This window comes from Chitinimonas sp. BJB300, assembly GCF_002735695.1.
In the GTDB taxonomy this organism is placed as follows: domain Bacteria; phylum Pseudomonadota; class Gammaproteobacteria; order Burkholderiales; family Chitinimonadaceae; genus Chitinimonas.
In genome coordinates this window covers 1-25,001 of record NZ_PDZH01000067.1, presented here as the reverse complement: position 1 = coordinate 25,001, position 25,001 = coordinate 1, and the positions used below count along the sequence as shown (strand labels likewise).

Here is a 25,001-nt window from a genome sequence, read left to right as displayed (position 1 = left end):
GGGCTGAAAGTATAAGGTTGTGGAATGCAATTCGTCTCCCTGCACCTGCGCACCAGAAATAGCGGCTGCCGCTTGTACTGCGGTGAGATGTTGTCGCAGCAAGCCGGGTTTGCTGCGCTTGGCGCGACGAATCTGGAAACGTTGGAGCGGCTATCACCGCCGCAGTCTGGTGGAAACGAAGATGCACTGTTTCAAGCGACTCGGTAGCCGGGTGATGGCACGCACCTTTGATCGGCCGGTGGCGGAACTACAAGTACGCGCGGCGCTATTGAACCGCTTTACCATCCTGGGTTGCCCGAAGACCGTATTGGTGGCAGCCATGGGCTAAATCCGCCTTGGGAAAGGGGGTGCTCACTCTTCGGTGGGGTTATGCAACAAAGCCGGCTGTGGTTTTAAACGTTATGTATCAAGCCAATTTCCCCAACATACTTAACGCTACTGCCTCCGCTACTTTGATGCCATCCACACCGGCCGACAGAATCCCGCCCGCATAACCTGCGCCTTCGCCAGCAGGGAACAGACCGCGCACATTAAGGCTTTGGCAATTTTCGCCACGGGTCATTCGCAGTGGCGAGGAGGTGCGCGTCTCCACCCCGGTCAGCACAGCGTCGTGCATGTCGAAGCCTTGGATTTGCTTGCCAAAGGCGGGCAGTGCTTCGCGTATTGCCTCAATGGCGTAGGGGGGGAGCGCAGTGGAAAGGTCACCGAGTTTTACGCCCGGCTTGTAGGAGGGTTCGACCGCGCCGATTTGGCTGGACGGCCGATTGGCGATGAAATCGCCGACCAACTGACTGGGTGCTTCGTAGGTGCTGCCACCCAGCACATAGGCACGCGATTCGAGTTCGCGCTGGAAAGCGATACCGGCCAGTGGGCCGCCGGGGTAGTCGTCGGGGGTGATACCGACCACGATGCCGGCATTGGCGTTGCGTTCATTGCGTGAGTATTGGCTCATGCCGTTGGTGACGACGCGGTTTGGCTCCGAAGTTGCTGCCACCACCGTGCCGCCTGGGCACATGCAAAAGCTGTACACCGAACGGCCGTTTTGGGCATGGTGCACCAGTTTGTAGTCCGCCGCGCCCAGCAAGGGGTGGCCGGCATGCTTGCCAAAGCGTGCCGTGTCGATAATCGACTGCGGGTGTTCGATGCGAAAACCAACTGAAAATGGTTTGGCTTCCATGAAGACGCCGCGTTCGTGCAGCATTTCAAAGGTATCGCGCGCGCTGTGGCCCAAGGCCATTACGACATGGTCGGTGCGAATCTGCTCGCCGCTATCCAACATAAGGCCACGTATAGCACCGTTCTCGATCTGCACCTCGGTAACACGCTGTTGGAAGCGGATTTCGCCACCCAGTGACTCAATCGTCTCGCGCATTTTTTCCACCATACCGACGAGGCGGAAAGTGCCGATATGCGGTTTGGCCACATAGACGATTTCTTCAGGGGCGCCCGCTTTCACGAACTCGGCGATGACCTTGCGGCCCAGGTAGCGTGGATCTTTGATCTGGCTGTACAGCTTGCCATCCGAAAAAGTACCTGCGCCACCTTCGCCAAACTGCACGTTTGACTCAGGGTTGAGCACATTCTTGCGCCATAGGCCCCAGGTGTCCTTGGTGCGTTCACGTACTTCCTTGCCGCGTTCCAGCACGATGGGCTTGAAACCCATCTGCGCCAACAGTAAGGCAGCAAAGATGCCGCAGGGGCCAAAGCCGACGACCACCGGGCGGTGCGCCATGTTGGCAGGTGCTTGCCCGACGAAGCGGTAGTCCATATTGGGGGTCGGGACGATTTTGTTATCGTTGGCCAAGCGCTTTTTGATACCGGCCTCGTCTTTGAGCTCGCAATCCACGCTGTAGATCAGGCATAGCGGGTGGCCGCGACGCGCATCGTAGCTACGCTTGAACACGGTGTAGGACTTCAGCACCTCGGGTTTGATCTTCAGCCTTTGCAATATCGCCTCAGGCAGGGCCTCAGGGGTATGGTCGAGTGGTAGGCGGAGTTCATTGAGGCGCAGCATGGTGTTCCAGTATTCAATCGGCATAAAGCAGCCAGCGCGACGCGTAGCCGGGCTGACCAAAACGCGTATTGTAAGTTTTTGTTGTCATCAGGGGGAGGTTGCGCTGTTGGTTGGTGGAAGAGGGCCCACCAACGTTATTGAGTAATCAGGGCAATGATGTGGAAATCCTGGAATGTTTTGCAGCATTCACTGATATGTAAATAAGGGTGTGAGCCGCCCTACCGTGAGTAACCGCTATGCAATACTGGCTTCAGTTCATCTCATTCCTCTATTCCCTATGCCCAGACCAATCGCTCACCTTATGCCTCTCCCGCTGGCCCTGTCGGGTTTGATGGCACTGCCTGCCTGGGCAGAGGAGGCTACGCCGGTTGATGTGCCAACGGTGGAGGACAAGGCGGTCCAGCGTACGGAACAGATCAGTATTACCGGTCGGCAACTCAGTGACACCTTGCAGCGACAGCAGAGTTCGGCCAGCCGCATCATCATCGGTAAGGAAGAGATCAACCGCTATGGCGACACCAGTGTGGCCGATGTGCTCAAGCGTTTGCCTGGGGTGACACTGGGCGGTAAAGCTGGCCGGGGTGGTGAGATCAAGATGCGCGGCATGGGTAATGGCATGACGCAAATTCTGGTCAATGGCGAGCCGATGGCGCGCGGGTTCTCAATCGACTCGCTGTCGCCGGATCAGATTGAGCGCATTGAAGTATTGCGCTCGCCAGTAGCGGAGTTCAGCGCCCAAGCTATTGCCGGGACCATCAATATCGTACTGAACGAAGACGCCAAGAAGCGCCAGAACGAAGCGCGCTTTGTGTTAGGCAGCGAGGATGGTCGTCTGCAGTCCAGCCTTTCATTGAGCCATAGCGACAAGCAGGAAAACTTCAATTACACCCTTGCAGGCAATCTAAGCCGTAGCAACCGTGCCGATGATGATAGGGAATGGGTTCAGCGTTTTGACCCAGTGGGCAATCTGATCAGCCAGGACCGTACGCAGGGAAGCGGCAACAGCCAAGGCTACAACCTGCATCTCACCCCGCGGTTTACCTGGAAGCTTGACGAAAAAAGCAGCCTGACTTTGCAACCTTTCCTGATGCATTCGCGCAGTCAATCCAGCAGCAGCGCCAACATCGACCGCAGCCAACCCGACTCAAGCAAGTACAGCAGCTATGTGAGCGATGCCGACAATGGCTTCGATATGATTCGCACTAACGTTAATTGGCAGCGCAGGATGGAGGAGGGACGTAAGCTGAATGTGCGTGCAGGTTTCAACGTCAATCAGCGTACTAGCGATAGCGTACGGCAGGAATTCAAGACCGATGGCTCACCCCTGCAAATCCGGTGGGATAACAGTAAGACACGTGATAATGGCTTTACCAGCGGCGGCAAGTGGTCTACCCCGTTTGGTGACGAGCATGCTTTGGCCATTGGTTGGGACTTGGAGACCAGCCAGCGCCGCGAAAACCGGCAGATTGACAATGTGTGGCTGGACCCGACACAACCCCCAGTATTGGACACCACAGACTATGGTGACCTTGTGGAAGCTGGGACGCAGCGTTACGCCGTGTTTGCGCAAGATGAATGGGAGATCAGCCCGCAATGGTCGGCCTATGCTGGGTTGCGCTGGGAAGGGATAACGACCAAATCGGAAGACCAACTCACACATGTCAGTCATCGCAGTGGCGTTTGGAGCCCGACCTTGCATGGAGTTTGGCGGATACCCGATAGCAAGAACGACCAAATACGGGCCAGCCTGACACGTAGCTATCGTGCCCCTCGTACCGGCGATTTAATCGCACGTCCTTATGGTTCGCTCGACAACAGTGAAATCCAGCCAGATAGGGTCGGCAACCCCGACCTTAAGCCTGAGCTGGCTTGGGGGCTTGAGCTGGCCTATGAGCACTACCTCAGTCAAACCGGTCTACTTAGCGCCAATATCTTCACGCGCCAGATCACTGATTTGGTACGGCGCGATATGCGCCAGGAAATGGTGGGCAATGAGTTACGCTGGGTATCGCGACCGAAGAATATCGGTAACGCCACGGCACAAGGTGTGGAGTTGGAAGCCAAGTTCCGGCTGGCTGAGTTGATGGAAACCAAGGTGCCAATGGATATACGTGCCAACTACAGCCGCTATTGGTCGAGTGTGGAGGGCGTGCCTGGGCCAAACAACCGGTTGGAGTCGCAAGCCAAGGAGTCGGTTAACTTGGGTATGGACTATCGCCTGAGCAGTGCGCCCTTGACCTTGGGAGGCAACCTGCATTGGGTGCCCGGCTATCGCACTCAAATCAGCGATAACCAGTACAGCAAGACAGCATCGCGACGGGTTTACGATATGTATGCATTGTGGCGTTTCAACTCATCAGCACAGTTGCGCATTGCCGCAGCCAACCTGGGGCAGTTCAATGATGTAAGCGAGTCGGGGCAGGTCTATACCGCCGGCAGTACGCTTAGCCGTGGCATCAGTCCTAGCTATATCAACTGGAATGCGTCCTTGGAGCTGAAGTTCTGACTATGTCGATGTTCCCTTCAAGGCTTGTTTCGCCTTGCATCAATCGTTGTAGATTGTTGGAGGCGGAACAGATTTGCGCGGGGTGTGGCCGTACATTGGACGAAGTCGCCCACTGGGGACGTTGGGGATCCGCATCGCGAGAGGTAGTCTGGCTGCGGCTGGAAGCCTACTGGCAAGATCGCCAAGAGCCGCTACCCTGGCTCGAAAAGAAAATTTGAGCAGCCGAATACTGGCAGTTGCTCCCTCACGATTCTTTCAATGCAGCCCATTGCATGGCTGTATGTAGGGTGTCTGTGGCGCTGTGGCTATTTCCATGGCGATCGCATCAGGACACGTGCAATAACCGTACATATGCGTAGATGTCTTTACCGAGATACTCAGCTAGATTGGTAATTATTGGCACGATGAGGCATAGACATTGGGTAACCAATGTGAGCTAACGCTGCTGGGGGGATTAAAACTAAGCTCATGATTATTAAGTAGTTACCCATCGGTTTCCCACAGTACAAAATTCCTATGGAATACGGATAATCGTGTTTTCTCTGAACTGGTTATCCCAATGGAATTCATGCTACCAACTCGTCGCCGTTTTGCTGTACTTGCTGCCGCGCTGCTTTCCTGTGCAGTGCTGGCTGAAGAAGCCCCTCTGTGCATGGCTGTATCCGAAGGTAGTACTGGCCAAACTGATACGAGCAAGGTGCGTGAGAAATATCGCCCTTTGGCAGATGAAATTGCACATGCCATTGGCCGTCCCGTCAAAATAAAGGTAGTGGGCTTTGCGCCGTTGCTGCACACAATCGAGCAGGGCGACTGCGAGCTTATCTATACCCGAACCAGCTACATCGCCGGTTGGGCGATTCGTGACATGCAATACAAGCTGTTGGCTGCCAATGAAGGTAGTAAGCAGGTTGTGTTCATTGCTCAGCAAGGCCAAAAATTTGCATCGGTACGCGATCTACGCGGTTTACGAATCGCTATTCCTGATGCACAGAGCGATCTGACACGTGTGGCACATGCCATGTTCCGCGATGCGGGTGTGAAGCAGGAAGAATTGCAGTTGCAGCAGACCAGCTTGCAGGATGCCATTGTCTTTGGTGTGGAAAGTAAGCTCAGCGATGTGGGTCTGCTGACATCAAATTCCAAGGCTGCCAAGGATTGGAGTCAAAAGGGCGGCACCTGGGCAATCAAGAGCCGAATCTTGCCAAATTGGTCTTTCCTCGCCAGTCCTAATCTGAATACAGGCGACGCCAATAAGTTGCAGGCTGCGCTTTTGGGTATGGCCCAAAGCAGCGGCGGCAAAAAGGCCCTGTTGGATGTCAACATGACCAACCTGGTGAATGCCAAACCTGCAGACTACACGTCGGTACTGGAATGGGTGGGAATGCCAAAGGGTATTTGAGCTTGCGCTGACAGCCTACATTGCAGCACGCAGTCTTTGGCCCACATTACAAATCCGGTGGGGGTTTTCACCGGATTTTTTGTTGCAATGGGGTTAGGGTGAAGACACGAGGGGGTTCTTAAGCGGTAGTAAATGGGCTCACTCTTGCTGTATCTGCTGAAGATAAGCTTGTACGGCAGCTTCGCGGGCAACGTCGTCCAGCGTAATACCTTGCTTCTCAGATGCCGTGTTGATCGCTTTTCGAACCAAGGCTTCTTGTTCGGCAGGGTCGTCCGACTCTTCAATATAAATGGGTCCAGCTAGCCGGCTGACCGTGGTGTCGGTGTGGTTGGCATCGGATTCTGTGGGTTGATTGGCAACGCTGACGTAAACAATGTTGACTACGACGAACAACACAGCCCCGAAGATAATCCCACCACTGTTCGTGCCGTTTGGTGAGCCATAAAGATTGTCGCTACGTTGACCGGGCCAGACACATAAAACCAATGTGGCAAAGCCGATGAGCAAACCTAGTATTGCTGCGGCGATCGGTGATCCGGTGAGGAGCATGAGCAAGCTGGTTGGTAATAACCAGAGCCATTTTCCGCTCAGGCCTAGGTCGTGTAGGCGCAAGGCCATGGTGCGTAGGACTAACCAGCCAAGGAGAATGGTGCCGATGATGCCTATTGCTATGGCAAGCGTGCCGCCAATCAGTCCCTCAACGATGGTGGATACTAGCAATAAACCCAGTATCGGGGCATAGATCAGCACGCTATAGGTCATGTAACGCATGCGGTTGATACGTCCCTCGTAGCTGAAGCCAAGAAAAGAAGGCGGCTCATCCAGTGCGACATCCTGGTAGTAGTGAAGGAGGCGTGTGGGGTTTTCATCCGCTGCTTCCATACGATGGCTGTGCGGTGCGCTAATGTTGGATGTCCTGGCGGCCAGCATACGAGGCATGTCTGCGCTACAGCTACGGCATAAGGTGCACTTGGATTGTGTGAGTTGGCAGGCGGGGCAGGTAATAACTTCTTCAACAACGGTACCCATGGCCGGTTTTGCTACGCCGATTTCGGTTGGGTTTGATACGGAAAAGTGGTTAGTTGCGTCAATTGGCAATGGGGTAGGCGAAGCTTCAATCCGTGCCTCTGCCCCAATGTCCGTCAGGATTTTTAGATAGCGTGCTACATCGTTTTTTTGCAATGAACGTTTGATCACGGTCTCACTGCCAGACAGCATGGCATGTGCTTTTTGCTCACTGACTTTGAAAAGTCGGGCCAGAGAATTGGCAACATCGATTGTATTGAACCCTGGCAGTACACGACCACTCAAAAGCAGTCGATTTGAATCGGACATGTTTGGAATTACAGCGAAATGAGAGAAGGACGCAGATGATCTCGTTCAATTGAATTGTTGGCAATCTTGGTCTGCGAATGGTGGGTAAGTGAATGATTTTTGGTAGTAGTAAGCCTGCGTAATTTTATTCATTTGACATATTATGCAATCCGACCCAGTACCTGCTGCGGTGTGAGAAGCAGTTTTATAAGCAACCATTTTTGATAGAGCTAAGAACCTGTTCAAAGTCTTGCGAGCTAGAGCGAGACAAGGCGAAAACACCGGAGGCAGAGGAGTTTACTAAAGGTAAATGAGCATTCTGAAAGTGTTTTCAACGTCGTATCGCCCAAGCGTAGCAGACATTGAACAGGTTCTAACAACAGTCAGGGCACACGACGATATCGGCCCATGTTGGAGATAAATTAGATGGATCAGTATGTACGCGAGTCAGGGGCTGCGTTAAACGGCGGCCTGAGACTTTCATGGAAATTAAGTATCTTGCTTGCTGTCTTAAGCTTTCTTGTGCTGCATAGCATGGCAGGATTGCCTGTACCGCCATCTGATGGTGTCAGCTATCTACCTTCATTGATTACTGCGCAATTTATCAGCGGGCTGGCGGTGTGGTTGCAGTATCCAATGCCATCGTTGTTACTGTTGTGGGCCCTGTACTCGTTTTGGTGTGCAAGGCGCCATGAGGAAGACGAGGCGAACCCTACCTTGCAAGCGTTGCAGGGTATTGGTTGGGAGGAGTTCGAGCTATTAATGGCAGCGGCGTTTCAGAAACGGGGTTATACCGTTCGCTCGCGTAGCGGTGCTGTATCGCAAGGTGGGGTCGATGTGGTGTTGACCAAACGTTGCGAAGTGTTTCTGGTGCAAGGTAGTCAATGGCGGGCTCGGCAGGTAGGGGCACAACCTGTTCGTGAATTGCAAGCTGTCATGGCCGCGGCCAGAGCTTCTGGTGGGTTTGTGCTCAGTGCTGGTCAGTTTAGCGCTGAGGCGCAACATTTCGCGCGCGAGCATCATATCGAGCTCATCGAGGGACCAGCGTTGCTGCAGTTGATTCAAGGGCTGGACTGCAGCACATTGATGCCAGAGGGATTGCCGACTCACCCATGAAAAGGCCGCACATCAAATTGATGAGCGCCAGGGGAAAGATGGCCGGATGTCGATTGCCTTGCTTTTTCGGAATGAGGCGTCCAAATTGGTTGCCTGCTTACGACAGAGATGATTTTTTTAGAAACGCCAAAGGCATATCACCATTTGGCGTTTTTCTTTTTCAAATCATCGTCATCAACTGATCGTCGGTTATGACATGAAAATAATCCGCTTAGTTACCCACAGATTGCGTGTGTTAGCAGGGCGCTTCGAGCTTGGCAGCAAGGAAATGACCAGCATATAGTCCCCGCATTTTGGCGCAGTCAGCGCGACGGCAAGATGGCCGGTTTCAGGGGGATGTTGGGGTGGAGCGCAGGCAAAGTAATCGATTGGGGGGGGGCGCTTGATCAGCTATTACGGCTGCCTTGGTGGTTTTTTTCATTGCTCGCTGGTGGGGGATGTCTGGCCTTAAAGGCGATTTCCATTAGCGATAGTGTCAGCTTGGTTTTTAAGAGCTATGTGGATGCCGGTACGCTAAGGCTGCTGCTTAATACAGTCGAGGTATGTCAGTACTTATTTCCTGCTGTCTGTCTTTTGTTCGCGAGCGCTACGTTGCTTGCACGACGCCGGCGTATGGTGGTGAGCCATCAACGGCGTCGTTTGCTGGATGGCTTGAACCGGTCCCAGTTTGATGCATTGCTGGTTGAAGCATTCAGACGGCGTGGCTATTCGGTGAAGCCTGCACGTTCAGGATCAGAACTCCTATTGGAAAAGCACGGCCGTCGCTATCTTGCTCAGTCAACTGTTTGGCGTGCCAATAAGGTGGGAGTACTGAGTGTCCGCGAATTGCATTGGGCCATGCTTGCGGAAGGAGTGCAGGGTGGTTTTTTAATCAGCGCAGGGACTTACTCCACCAATGCAGATCGATTTGCCCATGACCATGCCATCACCTTGATTGATGGCACGGCACTTCGCATGCTTTTGCATGGCATTACGCTGCCTTCGCAATTGGTTCTCGCAGATGCATCGAATGAGCATGCACCGCCTTGTCCCGGTTGTGGGGGCGATATGGTGCAACGTGTGGCGAATAGGGGGGCTAATGCAGGCGAACCTTTCTGGGGTTGTATGAAATATCCGGTTTGTTGTGGTGTTCAGGTGGTGGAGTAGAGAAGCCTGCCATCTTACGTGCTGTCACGAAAATGATATGAGCAGAAAGAGAATAGAGAAGGGTGTGCTATTGGGACATTTATGGTTTGGGTAAGGAGGACGTGGTGCATGCTGGTCGCAGCCGGGTAGGACGAATAGCGGCTTGGATGGTCAGACATCTCTACGGCATCCCATTTGGATGCCGTTATTATTTAAAGTGCGGCTAGACGGTTTTATTTCGCTCGTACGGGGCTTCATGCTAAAAGATCGGCCGATCATTAGCACTTAGCCGATGATTTTTATCATGCATCGCAACCCAAGAAGGAAACCGTCGTGGCTGGCAGTAGTCTGTTAACCCTGATTGATGACATTGCAACCATTCTTGATGACGTGGCCTTGATGACCAAGGTCGCAGCCAAGAAAACCGCGGGTGTGCTGGGAGATGACCTGGCGCTGAATGCCCAGCAGGTGTCTGGCGTGAAGGCCGACCGCGAATTGCCCGTAGTGTGGGCTGTGGCAGTAGGTTCGTTGAGAAACAAGGCGATTTTGGTGCCTGCTGCGTTGGCCATCAGTGCGCTCATGCCATGGGCCATTATGCCATTGCTGATGCTGGGCGGTGCTTACCTGTGCTTTGAAGGTTTTGAAAAGCTGGCACACAAGTTTCTGCATAGCAAGGAGGAAGAGAACGCACATCATAGCGAACACTTGCAGGCATTAACCAACCCGGAAGTTGATCTGGTGGTTTTTGAACAGGACAAGATCAAGGGGGCGGTGCGCACCGACTTTATTCTCTCGGCAGAAATCATCGTCATTTCACTGGGTACTGTGGCTTCAGCCAGCTTTATCCAGCAGGTGACGGTATTGGTTGGTATTGCTTTGATCATGACCGTGGGCGTGTACGGCTTGGTTGCCGGTATCGTGAAGCTTGATGATGCAGGCCTTTATCTTACCCAGCGCGGTGGAGCAGCAGCACAGACTTTTGGCCGCGCCTTGGTACTGGGTGCGCCTTATTTGATGAAGACCTTGTCGGTTGTTGGGACGGCTGCAATGTTCATGGTAGGTGGCGGTATTCTGACCCACGGTATGCCGGCAATGCATCATGCCATTGCGCAGTTCGATGAAGGACTGGCTGGTTTGCCCTTAATGGGGGGACTGTTGGCCGCGGTTGTGCCGACTTTGCTGGATGCCGTGATTGGTGTGGTTGCTGGGGGACTGGTATTGCTGTTGGTCAATGTGCTGATGCCATTGCTACAACGCTTCAAATCCAAGACCTGAAACCGGATGGAGAAGATATAGGTGCCTCGTCCTGTGATAAGCCTGCGGCTGGGTTCTGTGGAAGTTGCCATTGCTAGCGCGCCTGGCCTATATCTTCTGCAGACTTGGCCAAATCCTGGAGCCATGCAAACGGATGGGGAGCTTCTCGTGGAAGAACAACGTATCGCTGTCATTGGCTTGGGGCGCATCGGCTCTGCTTTCTTGCAGCAGATATTGCAGCGACGGGCACTGGGTATAACCCTGGTTTGTGCGGTTGAACCGAACAATACCCCGGGCCGGCGTCAGGCGGAGGAAGCGGGCATCGCTATTCGCAGTGTGGATGACATCATTGCCCTGCGGGAGCAAGTGGATATCATTTTTGAGCTGACAGGCGTGCACACCGTCAGGCGGGATCTGCGCGAAAAGCTCAAGCTCAGCGGTAATCTGCATACCATCGTCGCACCAGAAGCCATTCTTCGCATGATGTGGGCCTTGCTGACAAGCCAGGCAATGCCGGAGTGTGATCGGCCCGCGGGAGGCTACTAAGTGTGTATTTGGTCGGTAAATTAGGACGGGTTCACTATTTGGTTGGGTGATACGAATCAGAACGGTGAGAACGCCGGCCAACGCTGTTTAGAGAACTCAACTGACGTATTCTGCCCGTATGGGTATCCAGCGCAGCAACAGTCGACACAATTCTTCTGGTTCAATCGGTTTGGCGAGATGGTCACTGATCCCTGCCTGGATATAGGATTCCTGGTTCTCTGATTTGGTATTCGCCGTCAGCGCGATGACAGGGAGCGTGGCAAAGCGAGTCTGGGCGCGGATCAAGCGCGTTGCAGTCAGCCCGTCCATTACCGGCATCTGTAGATTCATCAACACAAGTTCATAGTCACCCTGCTTGAGCATCTCCAGTGCCATCTGCCCGTCATTGGCCAAGTCTGGCTTCAGGCCCACCCGGTGCAGTAGGTGCGCGCCGATTTCCTGATTCATTTCATTATCGTCAACCAGCAACACGCGCGCGCCGCGTATATCTTTGAGGCCAGCTACCTGGTATGGGTCGACCGCACTGATGGCCGGCTGTGGGAACACGCGGCCCAAGCGGGCTGTAAACCAGAAAGTACTGCCTATCCCAGGTAGGCTGCGCACACCGACTTCACCATCCATCAATCCCGCCAAAGCCTTGGCAATGGCCAACCCCAAGCCTGCACCCCCATAGCGGCGTGTGGTGCTGGTATCTGCTTGCTGAAAAGACTGAAATAACTGGGCTTGCTGCGTCATTGTCAGGCCAATGCCGCTGTCTTCTATTTCGAAATAGACAAGCAAGGAGGTGCTTGTCTGCGACTGCACCTTTACACGCAGCATGATTTGCCCATGCTCAGTGAACTTGACGGCGTTATTGGTGAAGTTGACCAAAATCTGGCTCAGCCTCACCGGGTCGCCAATCAGCTTGCTGGGTAGATAGGGGTCGATATCGAATTGAAGGGTGAGGCCTTTCTGCTGGCATGGTGCTTCGAGTTGCTCTGATAAACTGTCCAGCGCCGTGCGCAAGTCAAAGGTCGCGGTATTTATTTTTAGCTTGCCCGCCTCGGCATTCGAGAAATCGAGAATATCGTTGATAACGCCTAGCAGGTGTTTGGCCGAGCGCTGAATTTTCTGTAAATAGTCCAGCAACTTGGGTGGCAGCTCGGCTTGCAGCGCGAGATGGCTCATCCCCAGAATCGCGTTCATCGGTGTGCGGATTTCGTGGCTCATATTGGCCAAAAACAAGGACTTCATTTGCGACGCTTGTTCTGCCTCGGCCCGTGCAGATTGCAGTTCTTGCTCGTGCGCTAGCAGCGAGGCGTTTACTTCCGCCAGTTCTTGCATACGGCGGAGTACTCGGGCTTCCAGTGCTGCCTCATTGCGTTCCAATTCATTTAACAGATGGGCATTCACTTGCGCCCGCTCAGCCAAGGCAGCGTTCATGGCATTGAAGGCTTTGGCAAGCCGGGCGAACTCGTCTGTACCGCTAACGGGCACGGTAGCTTGGTAGTGGCCCTGTGCGACTAAGTCGACTGCATCGGCCAACCGCGCCACCGGCCGCGACAGCATGCGTGCCAACCAGATGCTACATAGTATGCCCAGTACAAAGATGATGGCGCCAATGCCGAGTGATTGTTGCAAGGCTTTATGCAGTTCGATGCGCACATGGCTGATTTCGATATCAGCCCCCACTACCATGCGTCGATTCTGACTGACTTCAATACGTTGGAACACCGAGCGGAAATAACCGAAGCGGTCACGGTACTCTGCAAAATGGGGTTGGCCGGTATGCAGTGTGTCCAGAATGGCGGGGTGGGGAGTGACTTCGTAAAGCTGAAAGAAATGACCAAAGTTCTTTGCGGCTATCTCTTGCTCGTCGGCTGCATCAGCCACATAGACCAGCTTGTCCTGCACTTCGCTAAACACATAGAGATAGCGCAGGCCGGTTTTCTTGCAGTAGTCGTTGAGCAGTCTCACCAAGGCCATATAGTCGTTTGGTGGTATGGCATTTGGCAACGTGGCTTGTTGCAGATAGGTAGTGCCGATCATTTTGGGCGCAGCGCTTACGCCATCGACCAGTCGGGCATCGATGGCTTCACGCACGCTGGTTGACTTGAGGTCCCAGATATACAGCGTGTAAGCGGCAGTGGTGAGTAGGTTGATACCCAGAAATACCCAAAGAATCTTGGTACGGGCCGTCTTGGGCACGAAAAAGGCGAGCAGCTGTTTCACGACACTTTCCTCGAGTGTTGCGATAGGCCGGGTCGACTGTTACGGCAGTGGGGCGTTGTTCATCTCTTGTGCCACGTGTGCGGCTGGAAAACTTACACCAACAAAACCTAAGAAAGGCTCGGCCTTTTTACTTAAAAGGTATTTTTACTATTATGAATCAGTGAATTTGGCAAACGGGCCGCGATTATGCATCAAAGCAGTGCCTGTCCTGCAGTACTGTATTTTTAGGAGTGTTGTTTCGGAGGCATAAATAGTGTGCATGACGATGAGCAGGCCTGCGGCCTGGAAGCCGCTGAACTTGAATTGAAAGCGCTCAATGATTTTGGCTGCCGCATACTGGTTAGCGCCAACCTTCACATAGGTTCTTAGAACCTGTCTATAGTCTGCTGCGCGTTGGCAATCTGGCGTTGAAAACACCCTCGGAATGCTCATTTACCACGCGTAAACTCCGCTTCCTCGGCTGTTTTCGCCTTATCTTGCCCCTAGCTCGCGAGACTTTAGACAGGTTCTTAGTATTCCCAGAAGACACGCTGTATTTCAGTGCTGCTAGTAATTTGGCTTAATGCGACCGCAGCCAGGATGCGGGCTTTCTGTGGGTTCAAGTCGTGCGCAACGACCCAGTCGTACTTGTCATCCGGCTGCTCGGCATTGCGTAGCACGAAGCCGGCGGGTACGCGTGCGGAACGAATAATCTGCACGCCTTTGGCGCGTAGTTTTTGCAGTGTGGGGACTACCCGGTCGGCCACCGATCCGTTACCCGTACCAGCATGGATAATTGCTTTAGCGCCATTGGCCGCTGCGCCTTCGTACAAGGAAGCCGGTACATTGCCATATGCGTAGACAATCTCTACCGGTGCGAGCTGGTCGATCTTGTCGATATCAAATTCGCTTTGTATGGTGTGGCGCTTCACCGGTGCACGGAACCAATAATTCTTGCCTTCCACGATCATGCCCAATGACCCCCACTGACTGGAAAATGCATTGGTCTTGATATTGATGGCTTTGGTGATATCACGGCCGCTGTCGATCTGGTCATTCATGGTCACCAATACCCCCTTGGCGCGGGCATCCGGGCTGCCTGCCACAACCACCGCGTCATACAGGTTAAGCATACCGTCGGCCGACATGGCTGTACCTGGCCGCATGGAGCCGACGACTACGATGGGCTTGTTGGTATGGACGGTCAGGTTCAGGAAGTAGGCTGTTTCTTCCAGGGTGTCGGTGCCATGTGTGATGACGATACCGTCCACGTCAGTCTGCTTGGACAAGGCGGACACCCGTTTTCCCAATTCCAGCAGGCGTTCATTGGTAAAGCTTTCCGATGCGATCTGAAAAACCTGTTCGCCCCGCACATTGGCCACATTGGCTAATTCCGGCACGCTCATGATCAGTTTGTCGACCGGTACTTTGGCGGCTTGGTAGCTGGCACTGTTGGCTGTTGTGGCACCAGCACCGGCGATGGTGCCGCCAGTCGCCAGGATGACGACATTGGGCTTCTCTGCTGCGGCCACGGTTAAAGCGGCGGCGGCCAGATTGGCGCGTGCCAGTTTTTTCCATAGGGGGTAAACATGATTTGTCTCTTCCTTGATTTTATGTACGTACCACTTGGGTGGCTACGGTGTACCTGTAATCATGGTGTTACAGGTGGTACAACCCAATGAAACAATGGGATTGATCCATACCGGGAGTAGCACAGATATTTTTCGTTAACACTGAAAATGGCAACAAAATAATTTGCTAAAAGTTTCTGCGTCAATAAAAAACCCCCGCAAAGGCGGGGGTCGGAGAACAAGCGCTCATCATGAGATAATATTTTTACCTGAGAAAGTGGAATTGGCTGTACACCTGACTTCAGCGGCCCTTTGGTTGTTAGTTGATAGGGCTCCGTGTCTATAGGCCTGCCTAGCGTTTAGTATTCCCAGAAAATACGCTGCAACTCTTTGCTGTCATTGGTCTGGGTCAGGGCAATCGAGGCCAGGATGCGGGCCTTTTGTGGGTTCAGGTCATGCGCAACGACCCAGTCGTACTTATCGTCAGGCTGATCGGCATTACGTATAACCAGCCCATTGGGCACCCGGGCTGCACGAATGATCTGTACACCCTGTTGGCGAATTTGCTGCAACGTGGGCACCAACCATTTCCCCATCCCGCCATTACCAACACCTGCATGGATAATCGCTTTGGCACCGCCAGCGGCGGCGGCTTCGTACAGCGTTGCCGGTACATTGCCATAGGCATAGACAATCTCTACCGGTGCGAGCTGGTCGATCTTGTCGATATCAAATTCGCTTTGCATAGTGTGGCGTTTCACCGGTGCGCGGAACCAATAATTCTTGCCTTCCACTATCATGCCCAATGACCCCCACTGACTGGAAAATGCATTGGTCTTGATATTGATGGCTTTGGTGATATCACGGCCGCTGTCGATCTGGTCATTCATGGTCACCAATACCCCCTTGGCGCGGGCGTCCGGGCTGCCTGCCACAACCACCGCGTCATAAAGGTTGAGTACACCATCGGCCGACATGGCGGTGCTTGGGCGCATCGAGCCGACCATGACGATGGGCTTGTCGGTATGAACGGTCAGGTTCAGGAAGTAGGCCGTTTCTTCCAGGGTGTCGGTGCCATGTGTGATAACAATCCCATCAACATCAGCTTGTTTGGATAGCGCCGAAATCCGCTTGCCCAACTCCAATAGACGGTCATTCGTAAAGCTTTCCGAGCCAATCGCAAAAATCTGTTCTCCCCGCACATTGGCTACATTGGCCATTTCTGGTACCGCAATGATCAGCTTGTCGACAGTCACTTTGGCGGATTCGTAAACAGCGCTATTGGTGGTGCTGGCACCTGCACCGGCGATGGTGCCGCCCGTGGCCACAATCACGACGTTGGGTTTTCCGGCAGCGGTAACAGTCAAAGCCGTAGCGGCCAAGCTAATTAGCGCGAGTTTCTTCCACATGGGCGTGAACATAGCGTGACTCTTTCTCTTCTTGGTTTATGACGGACCGCCACCTTGCGTGGCGACGCTCTGTCCATATTAGTAATCATTATGGACAGTGATAACGCTAAAGCTTCACTGGGCATGGCTGTATTGGGGGAATGCCCCCTTGCGGTAGGCTCTGGCTAGGCTTTTTCCGGCGAAAAAAAAGGGTGGAAAGCGGTGAGGTAATAAAAAAGCCCTTGCATAGCAAGGGCTTAGGTTGAGTCTTATGTCATTTTTACTGATGTGGAACCATATTCTATAGGCATGCATTAATTGTAAGCAGCGCCCCTAATCCCTAGTGTTTTAGCGCTGCTTTGGCTGCCAGACGGCTACGATGCAACACCGGTTCTGTGTAGCCATTCGGTTGGTTAGCGCCCTCAAACACCAATTCGCATGCTGCCTGGAAGGCGATGCTGCCGGCAAAATCGGCGGCCATGGGGACATATAGCGGGTCGTTGGCATTCTGGCCATCAACCACCTTGGCCATGCGCTGCATGACATCTTTTACTTGTTCACGGCTGATGATGTTGTGGCGTAGCCAGTTCGCCACATGCTGGCTCGAAATTCTTAGCGTGGCGCGGTCTTCCATCAGCCCTATATTGTGGATATCCGGCACCTTGGAGCAACCTACTCCCTGGTCGACCCAGCGCACGACATAGCCCAGGATACCTTGGCAGTTATTTTCCAGTTCTGCGGCGATTTCTGCGGCGGTCCAATCCGTTTTGGGGGCCAGGGGGATAGACAGAATGTCGTCCAGCGCGGCACGTTGGCGCGACTTCAGTTCGTCCTGGCGTTGGGCTACGTTTATCTTGTGATAGTGCAGGGCATGCAAAACCGCCCCGGTAGGTGATGGTACCCAAGCACAATTCGCCCCGGCCTTGGGGTGGCCAATTTTGCTGGCCAGCATTTCAGCCATCAGATCGGGCTTGGGCCACATGCCCTTGCCGATTTGTGCCTTGCCTTGCAGGCCGCACAGCAGGCCCACGTCCACATTCCAGTTCTCGTATGCGGCGATCCACTTTTCCTGTTTCATCGCTTCTTTGCGCACCACGGGACCGGCTTCCATTGAGGTATGAATCTCATCGCCTGTGCGGTCCATGAAACCGGTATTGATGAAGATGGTGCGTTCACGTGCCTGGCGGATACATTCCTTCAGGTTGACTGTGGTGCGACGCTCTTCGTCCATGATGCCGATCTTAAGGGCATTGCGCGGCAAGCCAAGAGCGGTTTCGACCCGGGTGAGCAGTTCGACAGCGAAGGCGACTTCCTCCGGGCCATGCATCTTCGGTTTGACGATATACATCGATCCGCTACGGCTGTTGCGGAGTACACCTTTGCCCTGGATGTCATGCTTGGCGACCAGCGCCGTGATGGCAGCATCCATGATGCCTTCGAACACGTCTGCACCGTCGAATTGGATGGCTGGGTTGGTCATCAGGTGGCCGACATTACGCAGCAACATCAACGACCGCCCATGCAGCTTCAGCTCGCCACCCTTGGCTGCGGTGAAGATACGGTCGGGATTCATGCGGCGGGTGACTTGCTTACCGCTTTTCTCAAACGTGTCTTGCAGCGTACCCTGCATCAGGCCCAGCCAGTTACGGTAGACCTCTACCTTGTCCTCGGCATCGACTGCGGCGATGGAGTCTTCACAGTCTTGAATGGTGGTGACGGCGGCTTCGAGGCAGATGTCCTTTACGTTGGCTGGGTCGGTGCGGCCAACCGGGTGAGAGGCATCGATCTGGATTTCGACGTGCAGGCCATTGTGCTTGAGCAGGATACTGGTGGGGGTATTGGCTTCCCCTGTGTACCCAACAAACAAAGCTGGCGTGGCAAGGTTGGTGGTTTCACCGCCTTTCAATGTTGCGGTCAGCTGCCCGCTGGCGACCGCATAATGCGTGACATCGGTATGTGACCCCGTTTTCAGTGGAAAGGTATCATTAAGGAAGTCACGGCCGAAAGCCACGACCTTTGCCCCACGCACCGGGTTGTATCCGCTCCCTTTTTCTGTCCCATTGGCTTCGGCAATCACATCGGTCCCATACAGTGCGTCATACAACGATCCCCAGCGTGCATTGGCGGCGTTCAGGGCATAGCGGGCGTTCTTTACCGGTACAACCAGCTGTGGGCCGGCCAGCGTGGCGATTTCTTCATCCACATTGTCTGTGCTGATACTGAAATCCGGGCCTTCAGGCAGCAAGTAGCCAATCTCAATGAGAAAAGCTTTGTAAGCGGTGGGGTCGAAACGACGGTTGGTTTGGTGCCAAGCGTCGATTTTGGCTTGCAATGCGTCGCGCTTGGCCAGCAGCGCCTTATTCTTGGGTGTCAGGTCGGCAACGATCTGCTCGAAGGCTGACCAGAACGTGTCGGCCTCAACGCCGGTAGCTGGGATGATCTCGTTGTTGACGAGGGCATGTAGTTCGCTGGCGATAGCAAGGCGGCCGTGCTGGATACGTTTGGTCATGGTGTTGGATTCCGTAGCGTGGGCTTGGCTGGGGGAATGCCAGCCAAGCACTATGTTGGGAAGAAAAACGCCGCCCGAACTCATTCGAGCTGGGGCGGCGTTGATTCAATTCACTGACAAGCCGCAGTGGGGCTTCCCTCTGGCAGGAGGGATAGAGTGGGAGGGGGCTTATCAGTGGCTGACCCGATTACCTGCTGCGGGTCTATACCACCCTGCATTGCCGAGGGTTTGTCACTTTCTACCCCAACCTTAATGTCGGTCAGTGAAACTGCTCTTCTTCGGTAGAGCCGGTCAGTGCGGTGACTGATGACTTGCCACCTTGGATGACCGTGGTGACTTCATCGAAGTAACCCGTACCGACTTCCTGCTGATGCGATACGAAGCTGTAGCCACGGTCTCGCGCCGCGAACTCAGGCTCTTGCACTTTCTCAACATAAGCCGACATGCCACGCGCCACGTAGTCCTTGGATAGGTCGTACATGTTGTACCACATGGAATGAATGCCGGCCAAAGTGATGAACTGATACTTGTAGCCCATTGCACCCAGTTCACGTTGAAATTTGGCGATGGTGGCGTCGTCCAGATTCTTTTTCCAATTGAAGGATGGCGAACAGTTGTAGGCTAGCAGTTTGCCCGGATGCTTGGCATGCACTGCTTCGGCGAACTTGCGGGCGAACGCCAAGTCGGGCGTGCCGGTTTCGCACCACACCAGGTCTGCATACTCGGCGTAAGCCACGGCTCGGCTGATGGCTTGTTCCATGCCTTTCTTCGTCTTGTAGAAACCTTCAGCGGTTCGCTCGCCCGTCAGGAAGGGCTTGTCGTTTTCGTCGTAGTCGCTGGTCAACAAGTCTGCCGCTTCGGCATCGGTGCGCGCGATGACCAGGGTTGGTACGCCATAAACGTCGGCAGCCATACGGGCGGCAATCAGTTTTTGTACCGCTTCCTGGGTGGGTACCAACACCTTGCCACCCATGTGACCGCATTTCTTCACTGAAGCCAGTTGGTCTTCAAAGTGCACACCGCCAGCACCGGCACGGATCATGGCCTTCATCAGTTCGTAAGCGTTCAGTACGCCGCCAAAGCCGGCTTCGGCATCGGCCACGATGGGGGCGAAGTAGTCAATGAAGTCTTTATCGCCACGCTCCAGGCCCTTGGAATGCTGGATCTCATCAGCACGGGTGAAGGCATTGTTGATGCGTTCCACTACCTTGGGCACTGAATCCACTGGGTAGAGTGACTGGTCGGGGTACATGGCTGCGTATTCGTTGTTGTCGGCAGCGACTTGCCAGCCAGACAGGTAAATCGCCTTGATACCGGCTTTGACCTGCTGCATGGCTTGTCCACCGGTCAACGCGCCCAGACAGTTGACATACGGCTGGTTGTTGACGAGGTCCCATAGCTTTTCAGCGCCGCGGCGGGCGAGGCTGTATTCGTTTTGTACTGAGCCACGCAGGCGTTCGACATCGGCGGCGGTGTAACCACGTTTGATCCCCTTCCAGCGCGGGTTGGTATCCCAGTCATGTTGAATGGCGGTGATGCGTTGTTCGCGGGTCGACATATCTCTTACCTCGTTGGACGTGAGGCGTACCTTGGGCATGGCCAGTGAGTACGCGGATTACGATATGGGGTTAGCTTGGGAGCGACAGCGGATTCGCTGGCCTGCGCCCTGGCTCAATGGTGCTTGGGGCGACGATTCCTAATCTGGCGGGGGTGGGGGCCAGTGGGGGAATTCAAAGTAGTGTGTAATCGATTATAAGTAGTTTCATGTGCATTGCACCAAAAATTTCAAACAAGCGTATGATTTGTACGAAATTGCAACACCACTGGGGTTTTTAAACGGTTTTCGGTCAAGCGGTCGGGCTCTTGAAAAGTGAATAACCATCACCATCTTGTGGGCTATCGCACCAGGAGATCGCTTTATGCAACACGAAGACCAAACAGAAAACCCGCAGGATCAATCGCTTGAGCAAGCCGCCGACTTACTGAACGAGGTTGGTGAGCAGACAGAAGCCGTTGCCGCAGAAAGTTTGGAAGCGCAAGTCGCCGCATTGGAATCGAAGGTGGCTGAACTTCAAACTGCGCTGCTCTATGCCAAGGCTGAAGGTGAAAACATTCGCCGTCGGGCTGCTGATGATGTTTCTGCAGCGCACAAATATTCTGTGGGCAAGTTCGCCAATGAGTTGTTGATCGTCAAGGACTGCCTGGAGATGGCGCTGAAGGACAATTCCTCCATTGAGAATATCAAGATGGGCGTGGATATGACCCTGCGTAATCTGGTTGGGGCGTTCGAAAAGTTCCAGATCAAGGACATCGACCCGCAAGCGGGCGAGAAGCTCGATCCGCACAAACACCAAGCCATGAGCGCCGTGGAAGCCGATCAGGAAGCCAATACCGTCGTTAGTGTGATGCAAAAGGGCTATCTGTTGGCCGATCGCGTATTGCGCCCGGCTATGGTGATTGTGGCGAAAGCCAAGTCCGAGGGTTGAATGCGACGGGCCTTGAAAGCCTGCAGGCGCATCCCCACTTAAGTACCAAGGTTATTGATACCGTTAACTTTTTCACCGGAATCGCCGGTTGGAGAAGGTAGCGGGGCCCGGGAAGCACTGGGCGGACCAACCAGTTATTTCTATTATTGCGCCGGCCAGACCGGCACCCCGAACTTAAAGGACCATAAAAATGGCAAAGATCATCGGTATCGACCTCGGCACCACCAATAGTTGTGTGGCCGTTCTGGAAGGTGGCAGCGTCAAGGTTATCGAGAATGCCGAAGGCGCTCGCACCACGCCCTCTATCATCGGTTACACCAACGATGACGAAATCCTTGTTGGCGCACCGGCCAAGCGTCAGGCAGTGACCAACCCCAAGAACACGCTGTACGCAGTGAAGCGTCTGATCGGGCGTAAGTTCGACGAGAAGGAAGTGCAGAAGGACATCGGCCTGATGCCTTACACCATTGCCAAAGCCGATAACGGCGACGCCTGGGTGGAAGTTCGTGGCAAGAAGATGGCGCCACCGCAAATCAGCGCCGAAGTGCTGCGCAAGATGAAGAAAACTGCTGAAGATTATCTTGGCGAAGAAGTGACCGAGGCCGTGATTACCGTACCGGCCTACTTCAACGATAGCCAACGTCAAGCCACCAAAGATGCCGGTCGTATCGCTGGCCTGGAAGTGAAGCGCATCATCAACGAACCGACGGCAGCTGCGCTGGCCTTCGGGATGGACAAGATGGAGAAGGGCGACGCCAAGATTGCGGTCTATGACCTCGGTGGCGGTACCTTCGATATTTCCATCATTGAAATCGCGGATGTCGATGGTGACAAGCAGTTCGAAGTGCTGGCTACCAACGGTGACACTTTCCTGGGAGGTGAAGACTTCGACCAGCGCCTGATTGACTACATCGTGACCGAGTTCAAGAAAGAACAAGGTATCGATCTGAAGACCGACGTCATGGCCTTGCAACGCCTGAAGGAAGCGGCCGAAAAAGCCAAGATCGAGCTTTCCAGCACGACGCAGACTGAAATCAACCTGCCTTACGTGACGATGGATGCGACAGGCCCAAAACACTTGGCGATGAAGATTACCCGCGCCAAGTTCGAGAGCCTGGTTGAGGACTTGGTCGAGCGTTCGATCGAGCCTTGCCGTATTGCCTTGAAGGATGCGGGCCTCAAGATCACCGACATTGATGATGTTATCTTGGTGGGTGGTCAGACCCGTATGCCGAAGGTGATGGAAAAGGTGAAGGAATTCTTCGGCAAGGAAGCCCGCCGTGATGTGAACCCGGACGAAGCCGTAGCTGTTGGTGCTGCTATCCAGGGCTCGGTATTGGCTGGCGACCGTAAGGATGTGTTGTTGCTGGATGTATCGCCATTAAGCCTGGGTATTGAAACCATGGGTGGCGTGATGACCAAGCTGATCCACAAGAACACCACCATCCCGACCAAGGCTTCGCAGGTGTTCTCGACTGCTGAAGACAACCAGAGTGCAGTGACGATTCATGTGCTGCAAGGTGAGCGTGAGCGTGCCTCGGCCAACAAGTCGTTGGGCCAGTTCAATCTGGAAGGCATCCCTTCTGCTGCGCGTGGTACGCCGCAGATCGAGGTCGAATTCAATATCGACGCCAACGGTATTCTGCATGTGTCGGCCAAGGACAAGGCTACCGGCAAGGCAAATAACATCACCATCAAGGCTAACTCGGGCTTGAGCGAAGAAGAAATTCAACGCATGGTGAAGGATGCTGAAGCCAATGCCGATGAGGACAAGAAACTGACTGAACTGGTGGGTGCCCGTAACCAGTTGGAAGGGTTGATCCACTCGGTGAAAAAATCGCTTACTGAATATGGCGACAAAATCACCGCAGAAGAAAAGACCAGCATCGAAGCCGCATTGACCGATGCAGAAGGTGTGGTAAAGGGTGATGATAAGGCTGCGATTGATGCGAAGTCTGAAACGCTGATGACCGCGTCACATAAGCTGGCCGAGAAGATGTACGCCGACCAGAAAGGTGCTGAAGGCGCTGCGCCGGCTGCTGAAGCCAAGGCAGACGACGGCAATGTAATGGATGCCGAGTACACCGAAGTCAAGGACGAGAAGAAGTAATTATCGTTTGACCGCAAGGCGCAGTGCGGGCTGGAGCTATTCTGGCAGGCGCTGCGCCTTTGCCGTAAGGACAGAGCATGGCAAAAAGAGATTTGTACGAGATTCTGGGCTTGAATAGGGATGCCAGCGAGGACGAGATCAAGAAGTCCTATCGCAAGCTGGCAATGAAGTATCACCCAGACCGTAACCCGGACAGCAAGGATGCTGAGGAGAAATTCAAAGAGGCGAAAGAAGCCTACGAGATTCTCTCTGATGAGCAAAAACGCGCAGCTTACGACCAGTACGGCCATGCTGGGGTAGACCCGCAGGCGGGTATGGGTGGTGGTTTCGGTGGCGGCGGTGGTGGTTTTGCCGATGCTTTCGGCGATATCTTCGGCGATATCTTTGGTGGCGGCGGAGGGGGAGGTCGCGGTGGCCGCTCGAACGTCTATCGTGGTTCCGACCTGCGTTACAACCTTGAGGTCAGCCTCGAAGAAGCAGCGCGGGGCACCGAAACCAAGATCAAGATTCCTACCCATGAGGAATGTGACACCTGCCATGGTACGGGCGCCAAGCCTGGCACCCAGGCCAAGACCTGTGGTACTTGCGGTGGGCATGGCCAAGTACGGGTACAGCAGGGTTTCTTCAGCTTGCAACAGACATGCCCTACCTGTCACGGTAGCGGCAAGGTAATCCCTGAGCCCTGCCGTGCATGTCATGGCCAAGGCCGTGTGAAGACCAACAAAACGTTGAATGTGAAGATTCCAGCCGGTGTCGACGAAGGCGATCGTATTCGTCTGTCGGGCGAAGGCGAGCCGGGTGTGAATGGTGGCCCTGCTGGTGATTTATATGTGGTGATCCATCTCAAACAGCATGGTGTGTTTGAGCGTGAAGGCAACGATTTGCACTGTGAAATGCCGATCAGTTTTGCGATTGCAGCGCTTGGCGGAGAGATTGAAATTCCTACCCTCGATGGCGCGGTGAAGCTGAAGATTCCAACCGAAACGCAAACCGGTGCAGTATTCCGGCTACGGGGTAAAGGCATCAAAGGTGTGCGTAGTGCAATCACGGGTGATTTGATGTGCCATGTGGTGGTCGAGACACCGGTCAAGTTGACGGATCGCCAACGAGAGCTCTTACGTGAGTTCGAAAATATCAGCATGGAAGATGACGCCAAGCACAACCCACGCGCTAATTCGTGGATGGATAAGGTGAAGGATTTCTTTTCTAACTGATATGTGATATTGGGTTTGCCGGCGTTATTGGTGGACTTGGCAATAAGAGAAAAGCCGCCCGTTAGGGCTAATGCCGTTCACTTAACAACGCAGAGCTGTTTGACCGGATAACGGGACGGCGGCTTTTTCACCACACGGGGGCATTCGCGCCCCCGTCGTTGTTTGGACAGCAATTGGTCACCCAACCGTTCGCGCAGACGCCGCAGGCGCGCCGGCAACGTACCCGGGCTGCTGGTCGCCATCCAGCTCCATTCGTAGC

At 54.1% G+C, this 25,001-nt stretch carries 20 protein-coding genes and 2 pseudogenes; 12 read left to right on the top strand and 10 right to left on the bottom strand.

Going from position 1 to position 25,001, the window contains the following annotated elements; genetic code table 11:
- A partial coding sequence (locus tag CSQ89_RS12690) for an RNA 3'-terminal phosphate cyclase (RefSeq protein WP_308418148.1) occupies positions 1 to 102 on the bottom strand: 102 nt, incomplete at its 3' end.
- A 13-nt stretch (positions 103 to 115) separates the two neighbouring features.
- Here CSQ89_RS12690 and CSQ89_RS12685 point away from each other — a divergent pair.
- Positions 116 to 328 (top strand): annotated as a pseudogene (locus tag CSQ89_RS12685) (IS5/IS1182 family transposase); the annotation flags it as partial.
- 78 nt (positions 329 to 406) lie between these two features.
- Here CSQ89_RS12685 and CSQ89_RS12680 read toward each other — a convergent pair.
- Positions 407 to 2,014: an NAD(P)/FAD-dependent oxidoreductase gene (locus CSQ89_RS12680; protein ID WP_099406522.1), complete on the bottom strand. Its 1,608-nt coding sequence runs from the start codon at positions 2,012 to 2,014 to the stop codon at positions 407 to 409.
- Between the two features lie 301 nt (positions 2,015 to 2,315).
- On the opposite strand from CSQ89_RS12680, the gene CSQ89_RS12675 reads away from it, so the two are divergent.
- From CSQ89_RS12675 to CSQ89_RS12665, 3 genes are all read left to right on the top strand, one after another.
- Positions 2,316 to 4,520 carry a TonB-dependent receptor plug domain-containing protein gene (locus tag CSQ89_RS12675; RefSeq protein ID WP_158228988.1) on the top strand — a complete coding sequence of 735 codons (2,205 nt, stop codon included), beginning with the start codon at positions 2,316 to 2,318 and terminating at the stop codon, positions 4,518 to 4,520.
- A gap of 2 nt (positions 4,521 to 4,522) precedes the next feature.
- Positions 4,523 to 4,738, top strand: coding sequence for a DUF1289 domain-containing protein (locus tag CSQ89_RS23835; RefSeq protein ID WP_099406519.1), 216 nt, complete (start codon positions 4,523 to 4,525; stop codon positions 4,736 to 4,738).
- 341 nt (positions 4,739 to 5,079) lie between these two features.
- Positions 5,080 to 5,919 (top strand): phosphate/phosphite/phosphonate ABC transporter substrate-binding protein, encoded by an 840-nt coding sequence (locus CSQ89_RS12665; protein WP_099406518.1) that lies wholly within the window; start codon positions 5,080 to 5,082, stop codon positions 5,917 to 5,919.
- A gap of 138 nt (positions 5,920 to 6,057) precedes the next feature.
- Here the strand turns inward: CSQ89_RS12665 and CSQ89_RS12660 are convergent, their stop codons facing one another.
- On the bottom strand, positions 6,058 to 7,254 hold the full coding sequence (locus tag CSQ89_RS12660) for a DUF805 domain-containing protein (protein WP_099406517.1): 1,197 nt from the start codon (positions 7,252 to 7,254) through the stop codon (positions 6,058 to 6,060).
- Between the two features lie 405 nt (positions 7,255 to 7,659).
- On the opposite strand from CSQ89_RS12660, the gene CSQ89_RS12655 reads away from it, so the two are divergent.
- From CSQ89_RS12655 to CSQ89_RS12640, 4 genes are all read left to right on the top strand, one after another.
- Complete coding sequence (locus CSQ89_RS12655) at positions 7,660 to 8,349, top strand: restriction endonuclease (protein WP_099406516.1); 690 nt, start codon at positions 7,660 to 7,662, stop codon at positions 8,347 to 8,349.
- Between the two features lie 318 nt (positions 8,350 to 8,667).
- Positions 8,668 to 9,495 carry a restriction endonuclease gene (locus CSQ89_RS12650; RefSeq protein WP_099406515.1) on the top strand — a complete coding sequence of 276 codons (828 nt, stop codon included), beginning with the start codon at positions 8,668 to 8,670 and terminating at the stop codon, positions 9,493 to 9,495.
- Between the two features lie 312 nt (positions 9,496 to 9,807).
- Complete coding sequence (locus CSQ89_RS12645; protein ID WP_099406514.1) at positions 9,808 to 10,749, top strand: DUF808 domain-containing protein; 942 nt, start codon at positions 9,808 to 9,810, stop codon at positions 10,747 to 10,749.
- Between the two features lie 147 nt (positions 10,750 to 10,896).
- Entirely contained in the window at positions 10,897 to 11,274 is a 378-nt protein-coding gene (locus CSQ89_RS12640; RefSeq protein ID WP_099406521.1) for a homoserine dehydrogenase, read from the top strand.
- Positions 11,275 to 11,370: 96 nt separating this feature from the next.
- Here CSQ89_RS12640 and CSQ89_RS12635 read toward each other — a convergent pair whose 3' ends face one another.
- The 5 genes from CSQ89_RS12635 to CSQ89_RS12615 form a co-directional block, all read right to left on the bottom strand.
- Positions 11,371 to 13,485, bottom strand: coding sequence for a response regulator (locus CSQ89_RS12635; protein WP_099406513.1), 2,115 nt, complete (start codon positions 13,483 to 13,485; stop codon positions 11,371 to 11,373).
- Between the two features lie 150 nt (positions 13,486 to 13,635).
- Complete coding sequence (locus tag CSQ89_RS23210; protein ID WP_099406512.1) at positions 13,636 to 13,917, bottom strand: hypothetical protein; 282 nt, start codon at positions 13,915 to 13,917, stop codon at positions 13,636 to 13,638.
- Positions 13,918 to 13,994: 77 nt separating this feature from the next.
- Positions 13,995 to 15,032, bottom strand: coding sequence for an asparaginase (locus CSQ89_RS12625; RefSeq protein ID WP_099406511.1), 1,038 nt, complete (start codon positions 15,030 to 15,032; stop codon positions 13,995 to 13,997).
- Between the two features lie 362 nt (positions 15,033 to 15,394).
- Positions 15,395 to 16,456, bottom strand: coding sequence for a type II asparaginase (locus tag CSQ89_RS12620; protein ID WP_099406510.1), 1,062 nt, complete (start codon positions 16,454 to 16,456; stop codon positions 15,395 to 15,397).
- A gap of 307 nt (positions 16,457 to 16,763) precedes the next feature.
- The gene (locus CSQ89_RS12615; protein WP_099406509.1) at positions 16,764 to 18,932 is read right to left on the bottom strand and encodes a malate synthase G; all 2,169 of its coding nucleotides are present in this window, start codon (positions 18,930 to 18,932) and stop codon (positions 16,764 to 16,766) included.
- Here CSQ89_RS12615 and CSQ89_RS12610 point away from each other — a divergent pair.
- Positions 18,931 to 19,185 carry a hypothetical protein gene (locus tag CSQ89_RS12610; RefSeq protein WP_099406508.1) on the top strand — a complete coding sequence of 85 codons (255 nt, stop codon included), beginning with the start codon at positions 18,931 to 18,933 and terminating at the stop codon, positions 19,183 to 19,185. The two genes, CSQ89_RS12615 and CSQ89_RS12610, sit on opposite strands and share 2 nt — an antisense overlap.
- A gap of 6 nt (positions 19,186 to 19,191) precedes the next feature.
- On the opposite strand, the gene aceA is transcribed toward CSQ89_RS12610, so the two are convergent.
- Positions 19,192 to 20,490 (bottom strand): isocitrate lyase, encoded by a 1,299-nt coding sequence (gene aceA / locus CSQ89_RS12605; RefSeq protein WP_099406507.1) that lies wholly within the window; start codon positions 20,488 to 20,490, stop codon positions 19,192 to 19,194.
- Between the two features lie 361 nt (positions 20,491 to 20,851).
- Here aceA and grpE point away from each other — a divergent pair, with 361 nt between their 5' ends.
- The 3 genes from grpE to dnaJ all read left to right on the top strand — a co-directional run bounded on the left by grpE (position 20,852) and on the right by dnaJ (position 24,742).
- Positions 20,852 to 21,418 (top strand): nucleotide exchange factor GrpE, encoded by a 567-nt coding sequence (gene grpE / locus CSQ89_RS12600; protein ID WP_099406506.1) that lies wholly within the window; start codon positions 20,852 to 20,854, stop codon positions 21,416 to 21,418.
- A 190-nt stretch (positions 21,419 to 21,608) separates the two neighbouring features.
- Positions 21,609 to 23,528 carry a molecular chaperone DnaK gene (gene dnaK / locus CSQ89_RS12595; protein WP_099406505.1) on the top strand — a complete coding sequence of 640 codons (1,920 nt, stop codon included), beginning with the start codon at positions 21,609 to 21,611 and terminating at the stop codon, positions 23,526 to 23,528.
- A gap of 77 nt (positions 23,529 to 23,605) precedes the next feature.
- Entirely contained in the window at positions 23,606 to 24,742 is a 1,137-nt protein-coding gene (gene dnaJ / locus CSQ89_RS12590; protein WP_099406504.1) for a molecular chaperone DnaJ, read from the top strand.
- Positions 24,743 to 24,819: 77 nt separating this feature from the next.
- Here dnaJ and CSQ89_RS22485 read toward each other — a convergent pair.
- Positions 24,820 to 25,001 (bottom strand): annotated as a pseudogene (locus tag CSQ89_RS22485) (hypothetical protein); the annotation flags it as partial.